This window comes from Neorhizobium puerariae, from assembly GCF_042429745.1.
In the GTDB taxonomy this organism is placed as follows: domain Bacteria; phylum Pseudomonadota; class Alphaproteobacteria; order Rhizobiales; family Rhizobiaceae; genus Neorhizobium; species Neorhizobium puerariae.
Map to the genome: position 1 here is coordinate 12,420 of NZ_JBHMAA010000010.1, position 13,567 is coordinate 25,986.

The 13,567-nt window shown below is 60.8% G+C and carries 16 protein-coding genes and 1 pseudogene; all 17 read right to left on the bottom strand.

The genetic code is table 11. The features are described from left to right. Nucleotides 1-2: 2 nt before the first annotated feature. Nucleotides 3-290 (bottom strand): DUF2274 domain-containing protein, encoded by a 288-nt coding sequence (locus ACFFP0_RS08390; protein ID WP_377258932.1) that lies wholly within the window; start codon nucleotides 288-290, stop codon nucleotides 3-5. Between the two features lie 35 nt (nucleotides 291-325). Then, nucleotides 326-439 (bottom strand): annotated as a pseudogene (locus tag ACFFP0_RS08395) (DUF2274 domain-containing protein); the annotation flags it as partial. Then, nucleotides 436-1,650, bottom strand: coding sequence for a TraB/TrbI/VirB10 family type IV secretion system protein (locus tag ACFFP0_RS08400; protein WP_377258935.1), 1,215 nt, complete (start codon nucleotides 1,648-1,650; stop codon nucleotides 436-438). The pseudogene ACFFP0_RS08395 and the gene ACFFP0_RS08400, both read right to left, overlap by 4 nt. Further along, nucleotides 1,647-2,660 (bottom strand): P-type conjugative transfer protein TrbG, encoded by a 1,014-nt coding sequence (trbG, locus tag ACFFP0_RS08405; protein ID WP_377258938.1) that lies wholly within the window; start codon nucleotides 2,658-2,660, stop codon nucleotides 1,647-1,649. Before trbG ends, ACFFP0_RS08400 begins: the two co-directional genes overlap by 4 nt. A 26-nt stretch (nucleotides 2,661-2,686) precedes the next feature. After that, nucleotides 2,687-3,376, bottom strand: coding sequence for a conjugal transfer protein TrbF (gene trbF / locus ACFFP0_RS08410; RefSeq protein WP_377259108.1), 690 nt, complete (start codon nucleotides 3,374-3,376; stop codon nucleotides 2,687-2,689). Further along, nucleotides 3,376-4,776 carry a P-type conjugative transfer protein TrbL gene (trbL, locus tag ACFFP0_RS08415; RefSeq protein ID WP_377258941.1) on the bottom strand — a complete coding sequence of 467 codons (1,401 nt, stop codon included), beginning with the start codon at nucleotides 4,774-4,776 and terminating at the stop codon, nucleotides 3,376-3,378. The genes trbF and trbL overlap by 1 nt, the downstream gene beginning before the upstream one ends. Then, nucleotides 4,773-5,075: a putative entry exclusion protein TrbK-alt gene (gene trbK-alt / locus ACFFP0_RS08420; protein WP_377258944.1), complete on the bottom strand. Its 303-nt coding sequence runs from the start codon at nucleotides 5,073-5,075 to the stop codon at nucleotides 4,773-4,775. The genes trbL and trbK-alt overlap by 4 nt, the downstream gene beginning before the upstream one ends. A gap of 13 nt (nucleotides 5,076-5,088) precedes the next feature. Next, the gene (gene trbJ, locus ACFFP0_RS08425) at nucleotides 5,089-5,871 is read right to left on the bottom strand and encodes a P-type conjugative transfer protein TrbJ (protein WP_377258947.1); all 783 of its coding nucleotides are present in this window, start codon (nucleotides 5,869-5,871) and stop codon (nucleotides 5,089-5,091) included. Then, nucleotides 5,868-8,372 (bottom strand): conjugal transfer protein TrbE, encoded by a 2,505-nt coding sequence (gene trbE, locus ACFFP0_RS08430; RefSeq protein ID WP_377258950.1) that lies wholly within the window; start codon nucleotides 8,370-8,372, stop codon nucleotides 5,868-5,870. The genes trbJ and trbE overlap by 4 nt, the downstream gene beginning before the upstream one ends. 13 nt (nucleotides 8,373-8,385) lie before the next feature. Beyond that, nucleotides 8,386-8,667 (bottom strand): VirB3 family type IV secretion system protein, encoded by a 282-nt coding sequence (locus tag ACFFP0_RS08435; protein WP_377258952.1) that lies wholly within the window; start codon nucleotides 8,665-8,667, stop codon nucleotides 8,386-8,388. Further along, nucleotides 8,664-9,029, bottom strand: a complete 366-nt coding sequence (locus tag ACFFP0_RS08440) for a TrbC/VirB2 family type IV secretion system protein (RefSeq protein WP_377258954.1) — start codon at nucleotides 9,027-9,029, stop codon at nucleotides 8,664-8,666. The genes ACFFP0_RS08435 and ACFFP0_RS08440 overlap by 4 nt, the downstream gene beginning before the upstream one ends. 2 nt (nucleotides 9,030-9,031) lie before the next feature. Next, nucleotides 9,032-9,982 (bottom strand): P-type conjugative transfer ATPase TrbB, encoded by a 951-nt coding sequence (gene trbB, locus ACFFP0_RS08445; RefSeq protein WP_377259111.1) that lies wholly within the window; start codon nucleotides 9,980-9,982, stop codon nucleotides 9,032-9,034. 215 nt (nucleotides 9,983-10,197) lie between these two features. After that, nucleotides 10,198-11,127: a hypothetical protein gene (locus ACFFP0_RS08450; RefSeq protein ID WP_377258956.1), complete on the bottom strand. Its 930-nt coding sequence runs from the start codon at nucleotides 11,125-11,127 to the stop codon at nucleotides 10,198-10,200. A gap of 86 nt (nucleotides 11,128-11,213) precedes the next feature. Beyond that, a complete protein-coding gene (locus ACFFP0_RS08455; RefSeq protein WP_377258959.1) occupies nucleotides 11,214-11,858 on the bottom strand; it encodes an invasion associated locus B family protein in 645 nt (214 codons plus the stop codon). Next, complete coding sequence (locus ACFFP0_RS08460; RefSeq protein ID WP_377258962.1) at nucleotides 11,815-12,207, bottom strand: RrF2 family transcriptional regulator; 393 nt, start codon at nucleotides 12,205-12,207, stop codon at nucleotides 11,815-11,817. The genes ACFFP0_RS08455 and ACFFP0_RS08460 overlap by 44 nt, the downstream gene beginning before the upstream one ends. After that, nucleotides 12,198-12,677 (bottom strand): YbaN family protein, encoded by a 480-nt coding sequence (locus tag ACFFP0_RS08465; protein ID WP_377258965.1) that lies wholly within the window; start codon nucleotides 12,675-12,677, stop codon nucleotides 12,198-12,200. The genes ACFFP0_RS08460 and ACFFP0_RS08465 overlap by 10 nt, the downstream gene beginning before the upstream one ends. Next, entirely contained in the window at nucleotides 12,670-13,317 is a 648-nt protein-coding gene (locus ACFFP0_RS08470) for a hypothetical protein (RefSeq protein WP_377258968.1), read from the bottom strand. The genes ACFFP0_RS08465 and ACFFP0_RS08470 overlap by 8 nt, the downstream gene beginning before the upstream one ends. Between the last annotated feature and the right edge of the window lie 250 nt (nucleotides 13,318-13,567).

Sequence of the window (13,567 nt, forward strand, 5' to 3'; positions counted from 1 at the left end):
CGTCAGGCGTTGGTATCACCATCGGGATTTCTGGATGTCGCAGCGTTTCCCGGAAGTGTTGGGCGTCGAGGTGCACCACCGCCCTTGGCCTTCCTGCTCCGCCAGCCACGATCCGAGCGGATGAACGCTTCCAGCATATGCGGGATCAGCGCCGCCGTTTCCACCGGCTCGTAGAGGCGGCCGTGCTCGGCCGCGTACTGGTCGAGTTCTTCCTTGAGCGGCTCCGGCAGCGTGATCGTCAGCCGGACGAGGCCGACTTTCGGCAGCGGGCCGAGTCTTAATTGAGGCATGTATTTTCTCCTGCGCGTGAGACAAAGACATGCCGCCTGTTCAGATAATCGGCATAGACCTGCAAATCCCGAAACATCTCTGCCGGAAGCTCGACGGTGATCTTCACCGGCCGGTCGTCGGGAATGGCGGAGAGCTTCAGCTTGGTCATGTCGGTTCCTTTCCTTCGCCATACGGCTGCTGCATTAGTAAATCTCTCTGGACGATCACGCGAACCGGGAAACCGGGCCGGATAGTGAGCGTCGGCTGGATGTTGAGCTGGCGATGAACGATCTGCTGGCCGACGTCGGCCGCGGTATCCTGCGCACTTTCGCGGATCGCCTCGGCGATTTCGTTCTCGTCATTGCTGGAGCCGATCTCGGTTCCGATGCCAAGCAGCGTGGACAGGGCGGCGGCCTTGAAGAGTCGGCCCCAATGATAATCAACGCCATCCTCAAGGCCGGAATAGCCTTGGGGATCGGCTCCCTGAAGGCGTTCAAGCACGATGGAAGTTCCATCCGGCATGATGAGCCTGTTCCACACCAGAAGCACCCGGCTCTGTCCGAACGCGACCTGGCTGTCATACTGGCCGATTAGACGTGAGCCTTGCGGGATCAGCAGATGCGATCCGGTCGGGCTGTCATAGACGTGCTCCGTGACCTGTGCGGTGATCTGGCCGGGAAGATCGGACTTGATGCCGGTAATCAGCGCGGCGGCGATCACGGTTCCGGCCTGCACGATATAGGGGGATGCCTTTTCCTGCACCCGGTCGGCGCTGACAGTGCGGCGGTCGGCTTCGGCGTTGACGAAGGCCAGTTTACGGTCCTGCATGTTCTGCGCCGAACCGGAATCGAGCGGCGGGGTCTCGGCCGGGAGATTGAGGCCGGTCGTCGAATCGACGCCGAAGCCTGTCGGCGACGTGACGGATGCGACCTGCTGACTACCCGTTGCCCTCTCGCCCCGGCTGTCGGTGAACAGTTTCGCCAGCCGTGCCGCCTCGATCTCGGCAAGACGGCGCTGTTCTTCGGGATCGACGCGCGGCGTCTGGATATTTGGTGCTGCAACCGGCTTGCCCTGTTCCTGCGCCCGCAGGATCGCGCGGCCAAGATCGCCAGGAAGCGCCGGACCAAGTTTCGGGATGTTGGTGTAGTCGTTGGGCAGGCCGGCCAGCCCATCGGCCGGGGTCTTATTGTCGACATTGTAGAGTTCCGTCGCGGACTGGTTGCCGCGACGGCTGGTGTCGAGCGCCCAGAACAGGGCAGCGGCAATGGCGATGCCCGCCACGCCGCCGGCTCCGATCAGGACTTTTCTGGAAAGCCTCGTGACGCGCGGCGGTTCTGGTCGCAGGCGCAATTGCGCCGTGAGATCGGGACTACCCGTCATCGGTCGCCCCCAGAGGAAAACAGCGCCGTGCGCTTCGCCGTTGCCGGCCGGCCATCGGTGCGGACGATGCGGACGCGCTTCTGCGTATCCTTGTCGCCAAGCCGCAGTTCCGCGGCCGCGAACAGACGGTCCACGACATAATAGTTCTGGCGGGCGCGGTAGTTGACCAGTTCGGAGTTGCCCGATCCGCCGATGACGAAGAGCGGCGGCATTTCTCCCTGTCCGATGCCGGACGGAAACTCGATATAAACCGTGCTTCCATCGTCGAAGGCACGCAGCGGTCGCCACGGCGCTGCGTCGCCCTCGATGCGGTAGCGGAAGTTGATCTTGGATATGTCCACGCCGGAGGCGACGGCCTGCGTTTCCGCTGCCTTCGCATTCTGGCGGCGAAGGGCAATGAGCTGGTCGGCGGGATATTGCCACGAGACGGATGCCATGTAGGTCTTTTCCGTCGAGCGCAGTTCCAGGTGATAGGTGCGCAGGTTGGTATTGATGACAAGGTTGGTCTGAAGATCCGGCCGCGTCGGCTTCACGAGGATATGGACCTGCTTTGTCGCGCCAGAACCGCTCTCAGTGTCGCCGATGATCCAGCGCACCGTGTCACCGGCGGCGACCGGCCCGGAGCCAACAAGGGTTTCTCCGGTCTGAAGGGCAATATCCGTCACCTGTCCCGGCGCAGCATAGACCTGATAGAGCGCGCCGAGCGCGAAGGGATAGACCTGCACGGCGTTGATGAATCCGTCGCGGACCGGCTGCATTCTGGCAGCCTCGTTGGCCGCGCTGATACGCTGCTTCGGATCAGTTGATCCCGCTTGGGCTTTCGATCCGTCAACCGGCTTCAACTGTCCGGGCAACGGCAAGGTCTTCGGCACTTCGACCACCTTGACTGGCGGGATGGGATCAGTTGTCCGTATAGCCGGGGCCGCATCGTCATAATCGATTTCCGGCGGAATATACTTCTTGGCGCACCCGGCCAGCGCCGTGACCGATGCCAGCGTTGCCGCCAGCATGAATGCTCTTTTCCTGTCTGCCCCTCTCACTGTCCCATCTCCTTTGACCAGTTGATTGCATTGACGAACACGCCAAGCGGATTGGCGCGGAGTTTTTCGGCGGTCGTGGGCTGCTGGATCACGACGGTCATGATGGCCGTCCAGCGCTCGGTTGCGGAAAGCTGGCCGTTTTCGAAATGCCGTTCCGTCCACGCAATACGGAAGCTGTCGGGGGACGCCCGGATGACGCTGGAAATCTCCACCGCGATCTGCGTCTTGCCGACCTTGGTGAATGGGTCATTCGCCCGCGCGTAATCGTTGAGCGCCACCGCGCCGCGATCCGTGGTGAACTCATAAGCGCGAAGCCAGTTCTGCCGGACAATCACTGCATCGGCGGGAATGCTGCGCACCTGTTCGATGAACCGCGCGAGATGCCATGCAATCTGCGGATCGGTCGGGCGATAATCGGCTACGGCAGGAGCGACAGCCTGCGCCTCTCCAAAACGGTCGACCTGCACCACCCACGGAACCAACGTGCCCCGCGTGGATTGCCAGACAAGGGCAGATGCGAATCCGGCCGACAGGATCAGGGAGCCCAAGGCCATCAGCCGCCAGTTGCGCGCCTGCACGCGGGCCGAGCCAATCCGTTCATCCCATGCCTGTCCGGCGCGTTGGTATGGGGTTTCGGGTTCGGGCGTGCGGGCATAGCGCACCGAAGGACGCTTGAAGAGTGTCATCATTTGTCATCCTGATTGAGGGAAACGGACATGGAACCGCCACCATGATCGCCGGAGCGAACCGTGTGAGCGGCGGTGCTCACACCGTGGTGAATGGTGCTATTGCGCTTCATCCGCTGCGCCCAGTCGGGCGCGGACGTAGATTGCGGGGAAATGTCGGAGCCGGAAACCGCGGCGGCTTTCGCCGGATCCGAACCGGCATAGGTCGGATCGTTGGCGGCAGCCTTGCCACCACCGGGATTGACCTCGTTCCTGCCGCCCGTCGCCTTCCATGCGGTGACCTGTCCGGAACGGTAGCTGGAGCGCAGGAAGTCGCCGGCGCGGGACGCCATGTCCTTGCCGCGATTGGCGATGACGCCGGCTCCCGCCTTGGCGATACCGGCAAAACCGGCCGCACCTCCGCCTTCGCCAGTCGTTCCAACCGAGGCATCGCCAAGACCGTAGGCTGTCCTCACGCCGCCCGCGAGCGCCGCTCCGCCGCGCGCTGCCCCACTCACCCCGCTCGCAGCGACGCCAAGGCCGGTCTTTGCAGCCATGAACCCGGCCGCACCGATACCGGCTGCAGCAAGGCCGGTTCCGACGGCCGCGCCGGCACCGAGTTGCGGCGCACCCGAGACAAGGCCGGTGGCAATACCTGTGCCGAAGATCGACAGGCCCATCAGCGCCAGCGCGCCGAGCACCAGGGACAGGGCTTCGCTGATCGTCGGTTGTTCGGAAAAGCCGGCGGTGAATTCGCTGAACAAGCCGGAGCCGATGCCGACGATGACGGCGAGAACCAATATCTTCACGCCGGAGGCGACGATATTGCCGAGCACCTTTTCGGCGAGGAAGGACGTCTTGTTGAACAGCGCGAACGGGATCAGCACGAAACCGGCGAGTGTCGTCAGCTTGAATTCGATCAGCGTGACGAAAATCTGGATCGCCAGGATGAAAAAGGCGATCAGCACGATCACCCATGCCACCAGCAGCACGAAGATCTGGATGAAGTTCTCGAAAAAAGAAATATAGCCGGTCAATTCGCCCACGGCAGTCAGGATCGGTTCGCCGGCGTCCAGCCCGACCTGCGCCACCCGGCCGGGCTGGAGAAGCTCCGATCCCGACAGGCTGGAGCCGCCAGCCTTCAAGCCAAGCCCGGAAAAGCTTTCGAAGACAATCTTCGCCAGATTGTTGAAATTGCCGATGATGAAGGAGAAGAAGCCGACATAGAGGGTCTTCTTCACCAGCCGCTGGATAATGTCCTCGTCGGCGCCCCATGCCCAGAACAGGCCGGCCAGAACAATGTCGATGACGATCAGCGTGGATGTGAGGAACGCGATTTCACCACTGAGAAGGCCAAAGCCGGAATCGATATAGCTGGTGAACGTCTCAAGGAAACGGTCGATAACGCCAACATTATTCATGCGTGGTCTCCCCCATTCGCCTTGGGCGACGTCGGCCGGTCCGGACTGTCCATCCGGAAGAAACGGCGGCGGTTCTCCGCCCACGCCTTGCGACAGGCGGCGTCTTCGAGTGCTGCCGTGCCAAGATCACGGCAACGGGAAAGCTCACGGTCACGGGCGCGGTCGCCGCCCGGATGTTCGATGCGAGGGGCGGCAACATCGCGCCTGTCTTCGTCATTCTGCAGGGCCGTGATTGCGGCGGTCAGCCCTGCGCCGATTGCGAAGACGGCGATCATCCGGGCGGCGATCTTCAGGTCCATCGTCGCAAACTCCTCAATCGTGGAACATGCGGACGCTGGACGACGAATAGGCCGTGCCGCTCATGAAGCGGGTAAACTGCTCGTGGGCCTGTTCCTGCGCGGCGGCCTGCCTTGCCTGTTCGAGCGCGTTGGCGCGGCCCTGCGCGGCCAGCATGGCGGTCAGATCGGAAATCTGCTTGGCCTGCACCGCGAGAAGCTGGTTGCCGGCTTGCGTCGCCTGAAGCACGCCGACAGCCGACTGGCTGGCGTTGACAAGCTCGCTCGTCTGTTCCTGTGTTCCTTCGATATTGTTGACCGCGACGGCTCCCGCCTTCAGCGAATGCTCGAAGGCGGAAACGGACTGTTGCCAGCGCTGTTGGGCCGAAGAAACCAATTGAGATGCGGTACGGTCGCCGGAGGCAAAATCCCGATAGGTCGCGTTGAACTGCGTCTCGATATTCTGGACACTATAGGCGAGCTGGTCCGCCTCATTGAGAAGCGACTTCATCTCGGAGAAATTGCCCTCGATCTTGGAGAGCAGGGAGGTCGGCAAAGACGTGAGGTTCTTCGCCTGGTTGATGAGCATCTGCGCCTCGTTGGCGAGGGATGTCACCTGATTGTTGATCTGCTCCAGCGCGCGGGCGGCCGACAACAAGTTTTCGCTGTAGTTCTTCGGATCGAAGACGATCAGCGCAAAGGCGGGCCGGGGAACGAATGGAATCGCCACGACCGGCAAGGTTACGGGAAGCAGGATGGCCGAAGCACTGACGGCGCAGGCCAGAACGCGGCTACGCGCGGAACGGGCGATATTCCTCATGACGCAATCTCCTCTTCGGACGACGGGAAAAGGGAAACCGGCCCGCCGTTCTTTGCGGCCGACTGGTCGATGACATTGGTGAGGTCGGGAATGAGATCGGTAGCCCAGCGCAGGCCGTTGGCCTCCAGCCACGCTTCGAGGAAGTACGGCTTCGCGCCGTCCTTCATGAGTTCGTCGATCAGCGCGTGGGCAGCCTTGTCGGAGGCGGTGCAGAGGGTGAGCGCGATGTGGCCAAGGCCAAGCTCGAACAGGCGGTTGCCGCGCCGGGACTGGCAGTAATAGTCGCGCTTCGGCGTGGCGCGGGCGACGATCTCGATCTGCCGGTCATTGAGACCGAACTGGCGGTAGATGGATGCGATCTGCGGTTCGATGGCCCGCTCGTTGGCAAGGAAGATGCGCGTCGGGCAGCTTTCGACGATGACCGGCGCGATCGGTGACGCCTCAATGTCGGCCAGCGACTGCGAGGAGAAAACGACGGAAACGTTCTTCTTGCGGAGTGTCTTCAGCCATTCCTTGATTTTTTGGGCGAACCCGCCATCGTCCAGCGCTCGCCACCCTTCATCGATGATGAGGAGCGAGGGGCGACCGTCGAAGCGGGATTCGATGCGATGGAACAGGTAGGACAGTACGGCGGGAGCCGCTCCGGTTCCGATCAGCCCTTCAGTCTCGAAAGCCTGTACGGGCGCCTCGCCAAGCCATTCCATCTCCGCGTCGAGCAACCGTCCATAGGGACCGCCGATGCAGTAAGGGCGAAGCGCCTGCTTCAAGGCGTTGGCTTGCAGCAACGCGGCAAGTCCGGAAATCGTCCGTTCCACGACCGGCGCGGAGGCCAGAGACGTGAGCGCCGTCCAGAGATGTTCCTTGACGTCCGGCGTGATCGCCACGCCTTCGCGAACCAGGATATCCACCAGCCAGTCGGCCGCCCATGCCCGTTCCGGCGTGTCGTGAATGCCGGCAAGCGGCTGGAGCGACACGGTGTTCATCAGCGCTGTGTCGTCGGAGAGCGAGCCGCCCAAATCCTGCCAGTCGCCGCGCATGGCAAACGTGGCGGCCCTTATGCTGCCGCCGAAGTCGAAGGCGAACACCTGACTTCTCTCGTAGCGGCGGAACTGGAGCGCCATGAGGGCGAGCAACACGCTCTTACCCGCGCCAGTCGGGCCGACGATCACCGCATGGCCGACGTCACCGACATGCAGGGAGAAGCGGAATGGCGTCGCGCCCTCCGTCTTGGCATAGAAGAGCGGTGGCGCGTCGAGGTGCTCGTCGCGTTCCGGTCCGGCCCAGACGGCGGACAACGGCATCATGTGCGCCAGGTTGAGCGTGCTGATCGGCGGTTGCCGGACATTGGCGTAGACATGGCCGGGAATGCTGCCCATCCATGCCTCGATCGCATTCACGGTTTCCACGATGGCCGTGAAGTCGCGGGACTGGATGACCTTTTCCGCTAGGCGTAGTTTCTCGTCGGCAATGCGCGGATCGGCATCCCAAACTGTGACGGTCGCCGTCACATAGGCTTCGCCCACCTGATCGGAACCGAGATCCTGCAAGGCCGCATCGGCATCGGCCGCCTTGTTGGCGGCATCCGAATCCAGAAGAACGGATTGCTCGTTGGTCAGCACTTCCTTGAGGATGGCGGCGACGGATTTCCGCTTTGCGAACCATTGCCTCCGGATCTTCGTCACCAGTCGGGTGGCGTCGGTCTTGTCGAGCATGATCGCCCGCGTCGACCAGCGGTACATAAAGGCCAGACGATTGAGATCGTCCAATATCCCCGGAAAGGTGACAGTCGGGAAGCCGATCACGGTCAGCGTGCGAAGATGAAACTCGCCCAGCCTTGGTTCCAGCCCGCCGGCAAGCGGCAGATCGGCCAGAAGCGCGTCGAGGTGCATCGGCGTTTCCGGAACGCGGACGCGGTAACGGTTGGCCGAGATGGTCGAATGCAGGTAGGTCAGCGTATCGGCGTCATCGAGCCATCCTGCTTCCGGCACGAAGCCTTCGACCAGATGCAACACGCGGTCCGTCCTGTCGATGAAGCTTTTAAGCAATTCCCACGGATCGACGCCGGAGCGTTCGCGGCCCTCGTACAGCCAGCCTTCCATGCGCGAGGCTTCTTCGGCAGGTGGTAGCCAGACGAAGGTAAGGAAGTAGCTTGACTCGAACAGGACGCCGCTTTCCTCGAATTGCTCCCGGCGCTCCACGTCCAGCAGGGCCGATGCGGAATCGGCAAACAGGCTTTCCGGATATTCCGTCGCCGGATTGCGCTGCGCCTCGACGAAGATCGCCCATCCGGAACCGAGACGCCGGAGCGCGCCGTTGAGCCGCGCCGTGGTGCCGACCAGTTCGGACGGCGTGGCGCTGTCGAGATCGGGACCGCGGAAACGGGCCGTCCTTTGGAAACTGCCATCCTTGTTCAGCACGATGCCCGGTGCGATCAAAGCCGCCCAAGGTAGGAAGTCGGCAAGCCCGGTATTCTTCTTTCTGTATTCGGAGAGATTGAGCATCGGCCTTCTCTCCTCACACGCCCATATGCGCCGGGTAGCGCAGGTGACGGCGGCCGACGTCCACGAATTGCGCGTCCCGGCGCGCCGCCCATACGGCGGCGAAATGGCCGATGGCCCAGATCACCAGACCGGCGATCCAGAGGCGAAGGCCGAGACCGACTGCCCCGGCGAGCGTGCCGTTGACGATGGCGATGGCGCGAGGGGCGCCGCCAAGCAATATCTGCTCGGTCAGCGCTCGATGGACCGGCGCAAAGAAGCCGCGCACCTCTTCCTGTTCGGAAAGCAGGACTGTCATCCGATCAGCGCTCCACCGCCGAAGGAGAAGAAGGACAGGAAGAAGCTCGACGCGGCGAAAGCGATCGACAGGCCGAAGACAATCTGGATCAGCTTGCGGAAGCCGCCGCCGGTATCGCCGAAGGCCAGAGCAAGACCGGTAGCGATAATGATGATGACGGCGACGATCTTCGCGACCGGACCTTCGATGCTCTCCAGAATCTGTTGCAGCGGTTCTTCCCACGGCATCGAGGAGCCGGACGCGTAGGCGGGTGCCGCCATCAGCAGCGTGACGGATGCAACGGACACAAGCGCCGTCGCATGGGCAAGGCGGCTGCGGAGACGGCGGAGGGTGGAAGGTGCGGACATTGCAAGCATGGTCATTGCTATTCTCCTTTCGGGAGGGGGTGGCGGTCAGAGGAAAGTTGAGCGGACAAGGTGCGATAATCGCCGGTGACGGGATCAATCCCGTCCACGAGAGCGATTTCGGAAAGGCGGCGGGCGGAGCCACGGCCGGAGAGAACGGCAATCACATCGATGGTGTCGGCGATCAGCGCACGCGGGACAGTAATCACTACTTCTTGCACAAGCTGTTCGAGCCGGCGCAGCGCGCCGATGGCGGTGTTGGCATGGATCGTGCCGATCCCGCCGGGATGCCCCGTTCCCCATGCTTTCAGGAGATCGAGCGCTTCCGCGCCCCGCACCTCGCCGACCGGGATGCGGTCAGGACGTAAACGCAGCGACGACTTCACCAGATCGGAGAGCGACGCCACGCCGTCCTTGGTGCGCATGGCGACAAGATTGGGGGCGGCGCATTGCAGTTCGCGGGTATCCTCGATCAGCACAACGCGGTCGGCTGTCCTGGCGACTTGGGCAAGAAGCGCATTGGTCAAGGTGGTCTTGCCGGTAGATGTGCCTCCGGCGACGAGGATGTTTTTTCGTTTCTCGACGGCAATCCGCAAAACATCGGCCTGCTGCTGCGTCATGATCCCGGCCGCGACGTAATCCGACAGGGTGAAGACGGCCACGGCGGGTTTGCGAATGGCGAAGGTCGCGGCCATGACGACGGGCGGCAACAGCCCCTCGAATCGCTCGCCGGTTTCCGGCAGTTCGGCCGAAACGCGGGGGGTGCCCGCATGGACTTCCGCACCGACATGGTGGGCGACCAGCCGGACGATGCGCTCGCCGTCTTCCGGCGACAGAACCTCCCCGGTATCGGCAAGACCTTCCTTCAGCCGGTCCACCCACAGGCGACCATCCGGGTTCAGCATCACCTCGACAACGGCAGGGTCTTCGAGATAGAGGACAATCGAAGGCCCAAGCGCCGTGCGCAGCATACGCACGCTGCGAGAGATCACGTCCCGGTCATGATGGTGATGATGTGCCACGATGGTCCCCGTTTCTCGCGGCAAGGTTTCTGGTGCCGCTAACGGGGATGATTAGAAGAGACAGGAAACCGCCTTTTGCAACAAGGGAAAGGTGCTAGTCGCGCTCCGACCTACAAAGACAGGCGATTTTCGCTAATGCCTCACATGATATAGCTCATAGAAACCTATGAGAGAGAGGTGGCTGTCACGTTACCATGTAAGCCCCAAAAATTTCGAACTAATGACTCGAAAGCCTCGCGCGACATATGATCGTTGTCCCATAAGGTCCCCAGCTTGTAACCAATATATCGGCGGATAATCTCCGCTTCACCCTGACGAGCGGCCAACCAATCTTCAACCTGGCGAGCGGTCCGTTCCTGGCTCTCCGTTATCTCTTCGGGACCAATGTAAGTTTTAACGACGAATTCCAATGACGCTCCAAGATTGACAGATCGGCTACGCCACCCACCTTTCCAGATCGTCCGGCTTTCGCCATCGGCTTTTTCGGTTGAACGCCTGATAAAACGCCCGATCAGAAGTCCGTTCATGAAGGGTATAGGAAATTCGGTGTCCGCGAGGGATTCCGGCGCGTCATGGAGCGCAAGTGTAGGGATGATGATGGTTTCGACCAATCGCTGGCCTATAGCGCGAACGGCCGCTTCCCGACTGCCGCAACGCTGCAGCAGGCGCTGCGCCGCGTGTTCATAGAAGCTCGTGAGGGTATCATGTGCCCGCATCGAGATTTGCTTGCGCGTTCCCCAGGCTGAAAACATCGCGATCATCATCAGCCGGTTTGAGGTGCCTTCAACCTGCTTCGGATTGATCCAGTAATGCAGCATCTCATAGGAGCCCGATTGCGGCCGCCCTCGCGTCGGCGGCAGGCGCTCCATATCGCACCAGAGCGGGCTGAAAGCGGCCTTTGCCTTCTTATCGAGGTCATCAGCAATAGCGTGCATTTCGAAAAGCGTAAGGCGGTTTCGCTTCTCAAAATGAGGAATGACACCATCATAGAAAGCTTTGAGCACGTCGCCGGTATGTTGTCTGAGCGCGTCAGTCAGCCCGCGCGTTTCCGCACGGACAAGTCCTCTGGACAGGCGTTCGTCAACTACGACCAAAATTCGTTCTCTCTACCACATGCTGCAAGCAGCAAAGATTACCTCTCTGTCGCTGGAAATGACACTCGGAAGATTGTTCTTGTCAACTACTGCTGCTCCAGTTGCATGCTTCTGGTGACAGCATCGGAAAAACCGTCCAGGTCGATGGCAAACATCCGAAGTCTTCCATCCTGCCCGCTTGCCGCCACCTGAAGTCGCTTGCCGCTGCGAAGCTTCTGAAACGCTGCCCCTGCAAACGACACGGTAACGGCGCATCCTTTTTCCGAGCAGTCCCTGATTGGCAGGGTGATCTTGGCGGCGTCTCCGTCCAGAGCGAGATGGACACCTGCGTCACGACGAAGAGTATTCGGCAGCATTATGCCGCCCTTGGCAGTTCCTTGCACCGAAGGGCGAAGCTCGACGATAAGGACGGGCTTTCCATTCTCTTTGCTGTTCTGGATTTGCCTTACCGCGCAGACCCTTTCTCCGTTGCGCGGCAGGCAGGTTACAATCCATTTCCCACGCACTTCATCAATTCGACCCGTGACATTCGCAGCCGAGCCGTCTGCCGGCGCTTGAGATAAGGCCAGGCCGGGAACAGATAAAACGAAGAACAACAGGACCGGCGGTAGTTTCATGCATGCTTTAAGCGTCATGATGGCGGCATCCTTCGATGCTTTGAGAGTCGCAGGCTCGGTGATACCCCTGTTACGTCGGGTGGTGATGCGGAAATCTGCTGTCAGCGAGGTCACGAAGAGTATAGCGATCCAGACAGGCGAGACGTGATTGTTCAGCCTGATTGAGAAGAACATCGATGGCTCGTGAGGGCGGGGCTCTGTCCCTGCGTGCCGGTTGAAGCGTATCGACGATCTGGGCGAGCGAGAGCCTTTCTGCGTTGCTGGCGAGCGTCAGCCCGCCGCCTCGGCCGCGATGGCTGTCGAGCCAGCCGAGTTGCGTCAGGCGCCGCGTCGCCTGAGCAGCCTGGGCAACGCTCGTCCCATAGGAATTTGCAATTGTGCTGATGCGAACAAGGCACCCTTTCGCTTGAGTGGCATGTATGAGCGCTGCAATGGCGATGTCGGTCTGGCGCGTCAGGTGCATTTCGTTGCTCCGATATCTGATCCGGACATGCTCTCCCCGTTCTGAAGGGAGGTGGCACGCGGCTCAGGCCGCGTCAGAATGAACGCAGCACATCCGAGGATGAAAATACCCACCGGAATGGCAAGCCGGGGGCCGGGAAAGGCGGTCACGAAAAAGATGAGATATCCGCAAAGCATGCCTGCGATTGCGACCATTTTGATCCTTGCAGGTATCGCGCCTTCATCACGCCAGCTTCGAAGTGTCTTGCCAAAACGGGGATGTTGGAGAAGCCAGGCTTCAAGTCGCGGAGACGAGCGACCGAAAAACCATGCTGCAAGGATCAGAAAAATCGTCGTCGGCATGATCGGGAGGAGCATGCCGATGAAAGCCAGAAGAAGCATCACAGATCCGAGCGCGAGATAAATGGCGCGGACAGGAAAACGGCGAGGCATCTTCAGATCGGTCTCCATGGGGGCGCGAAATTCAACCATGTAATAATCTTTCGTTTCCGTTGAAACTGCTTCCAAACTCGCCATCGATGACGGTCCGGATTTGCTTTATCGTCCGATCCGCGGCGGCGGCCATGACAACCATGTCCTGGGCGGAAAAGCACATACTGTTGACAGTCGTGACAAATGCCGTCCAGCGCTGCCGGATGCCAGAGGCGTCACAAGCGAGATGCCGTGCTCCAAAACAGCTGTCGAAACCAAGATGTTCGGCTTGCTTACGGAAGTAGGGAAACATCAATCTCAGCCCTTCGGCGATGAACAGAGTGCCGCACAGATGAGCCGGATTTAAGGAAGCATCATGGGCCGGGTAGACAGGCCGGATATACGAATATGCGGAGCCAAGATCTCGCATATCGCCTTCGATTTTCACGATATGGTCGGTCGGCTTCAAAAAAGGGAAGATTTTTGATCGCAATGGATGTGAGTAAACGGGCTTCAGCTCGCTGGCGATCAGGTATTGGACGCTCAAAAAGCATCCATAGTGACAATGGTTCGCAAAAGGTCTGGCTGCCAGGAAGCGGCCTCTCAAGTCATTGAGCGCTTTGTCGCCGAGCATGGAAAGCTGGCGAAGGTGGCTAACTGGTACGCCGACGGCGATATCTGACGCAGGTAAGGTAGTCATAAGAGTTCTCAGGTTTCGCAGCGGGTTTCAGCTTCCTGCGCGTTGGTTTTGGACGTGGCTCGCCGCAAACCTATGCGTCATCACAACCAACAAGCCGAATCACGCTAAAGATTTATGTCCTCAAGGTTGATCCGGTAAGCCGGAGACCCGGACATCGGTGAAACTGGAGTGATGATCGATGCTTCACCGTGCTTTCCTGTCTGTTTGCTGTCGTGAGCAGGCGCAATCGCGGCCGGTAAATGCTTACAGA

Bases quoted from the DNA above. Each gene is read 5' to 3' on its own strand.
- ACFFP0_RS08390 (WP_377258932.1), bottom strand. From the start codon at position 290: ATGCCTCAATTAAGACTCGGCCCGCTGCCGAAAGTCGGCCTCGTCCGG.
- ACFFP0_RS08400 (WP_377258935.1), bottom strand. From the start codon at position 1,650: ATGACGGGTAGTCCCGATCTCACGGCGCAATTGCGCCTGCGACCAGAA.
- trbG (WP_377258938.1), bottom strand. From the start codon at position 2,660: ATGCTGGCGGCAACGCTGGCATCGGTCACGGCGCTGGCCGGGTGCGCC.
- trbF (WP_377259108.1), bottom strand. From the start codon at position 3,376: ATGACACTCTTCAAGCGTCCTTCGGTGCGCTATGCCCGCACGCCCGAA.
- trbL (WP_377258941.1), bottom strand. From the start codon at position 4,776: ATGAATAATGTTGGCGTTATCGACCGTTTCCTTGAGACGTTCACCAGC.
- trbK-alt (WP_377258944.1), bottom strand. From the start codon at position 5,075: ATGGACCTGAAGATCGCCGCCCGGATGATCGCCGTCTTCGCAATCGGC.
- trbJ (WP_377258947.1), bottom strand. From the start codon at position 5,871: ATGAGGAATATCGCCCGTTCCGCGCGTAGCCGCGTTCTGGCCTGCGCC.
- trbE (WP_377258950.1), bottom strand. From the start codon at position 8,372: ATGCTCAATCTCTCCGAATACAGAAAGAAGAATACCGGGCTTGCCGAC.
- ACFFP0_RS08435 (WP_377258952.1), bottom strand. From the start codon at position 8,667: ATGACAGTCCTGCTTTCCGAACAGGAAGAGGTGCGCGGCTTCTTTGCG.
- ACFFP0_RS08440 (WP_377258954.1), bottom strand. From the start codon at position 9,029: ATGACCATGCTTGCAATGTCCGCACCTTCCACCCTCCGCCGTCTCCGC.
- trbB (WP_377259111.1), bottom strand. From the start codon at position 9,982: ATGCTGCGCACGGCGCTTGGGCCTTCGATTGTCCTCTATCTCGAAGAC.
- ACFFP0_RS08460 (WP_377258962.1), bottom strand. From the start codon at position 12,207: ATGCACCTGACGCGCCAGACCGACATCGCCATTGCAGCGCTCATACAT.
- ACFFP0_RS08465 (WP_377258965.1), bottom strand. From the start codon at position 12,677: ATGGTTGAATTTCGCGCCCCCATGGAGACCGATCTGAAGATGCCTCGC.
- ACFFP0_RS08470 (WP_377258968.1), bottom strand. From the start codon at position 13,317: ATGACTACCTTACCTGCGTCAGATATCGCCGTCGGCGTACCAGTTAGC.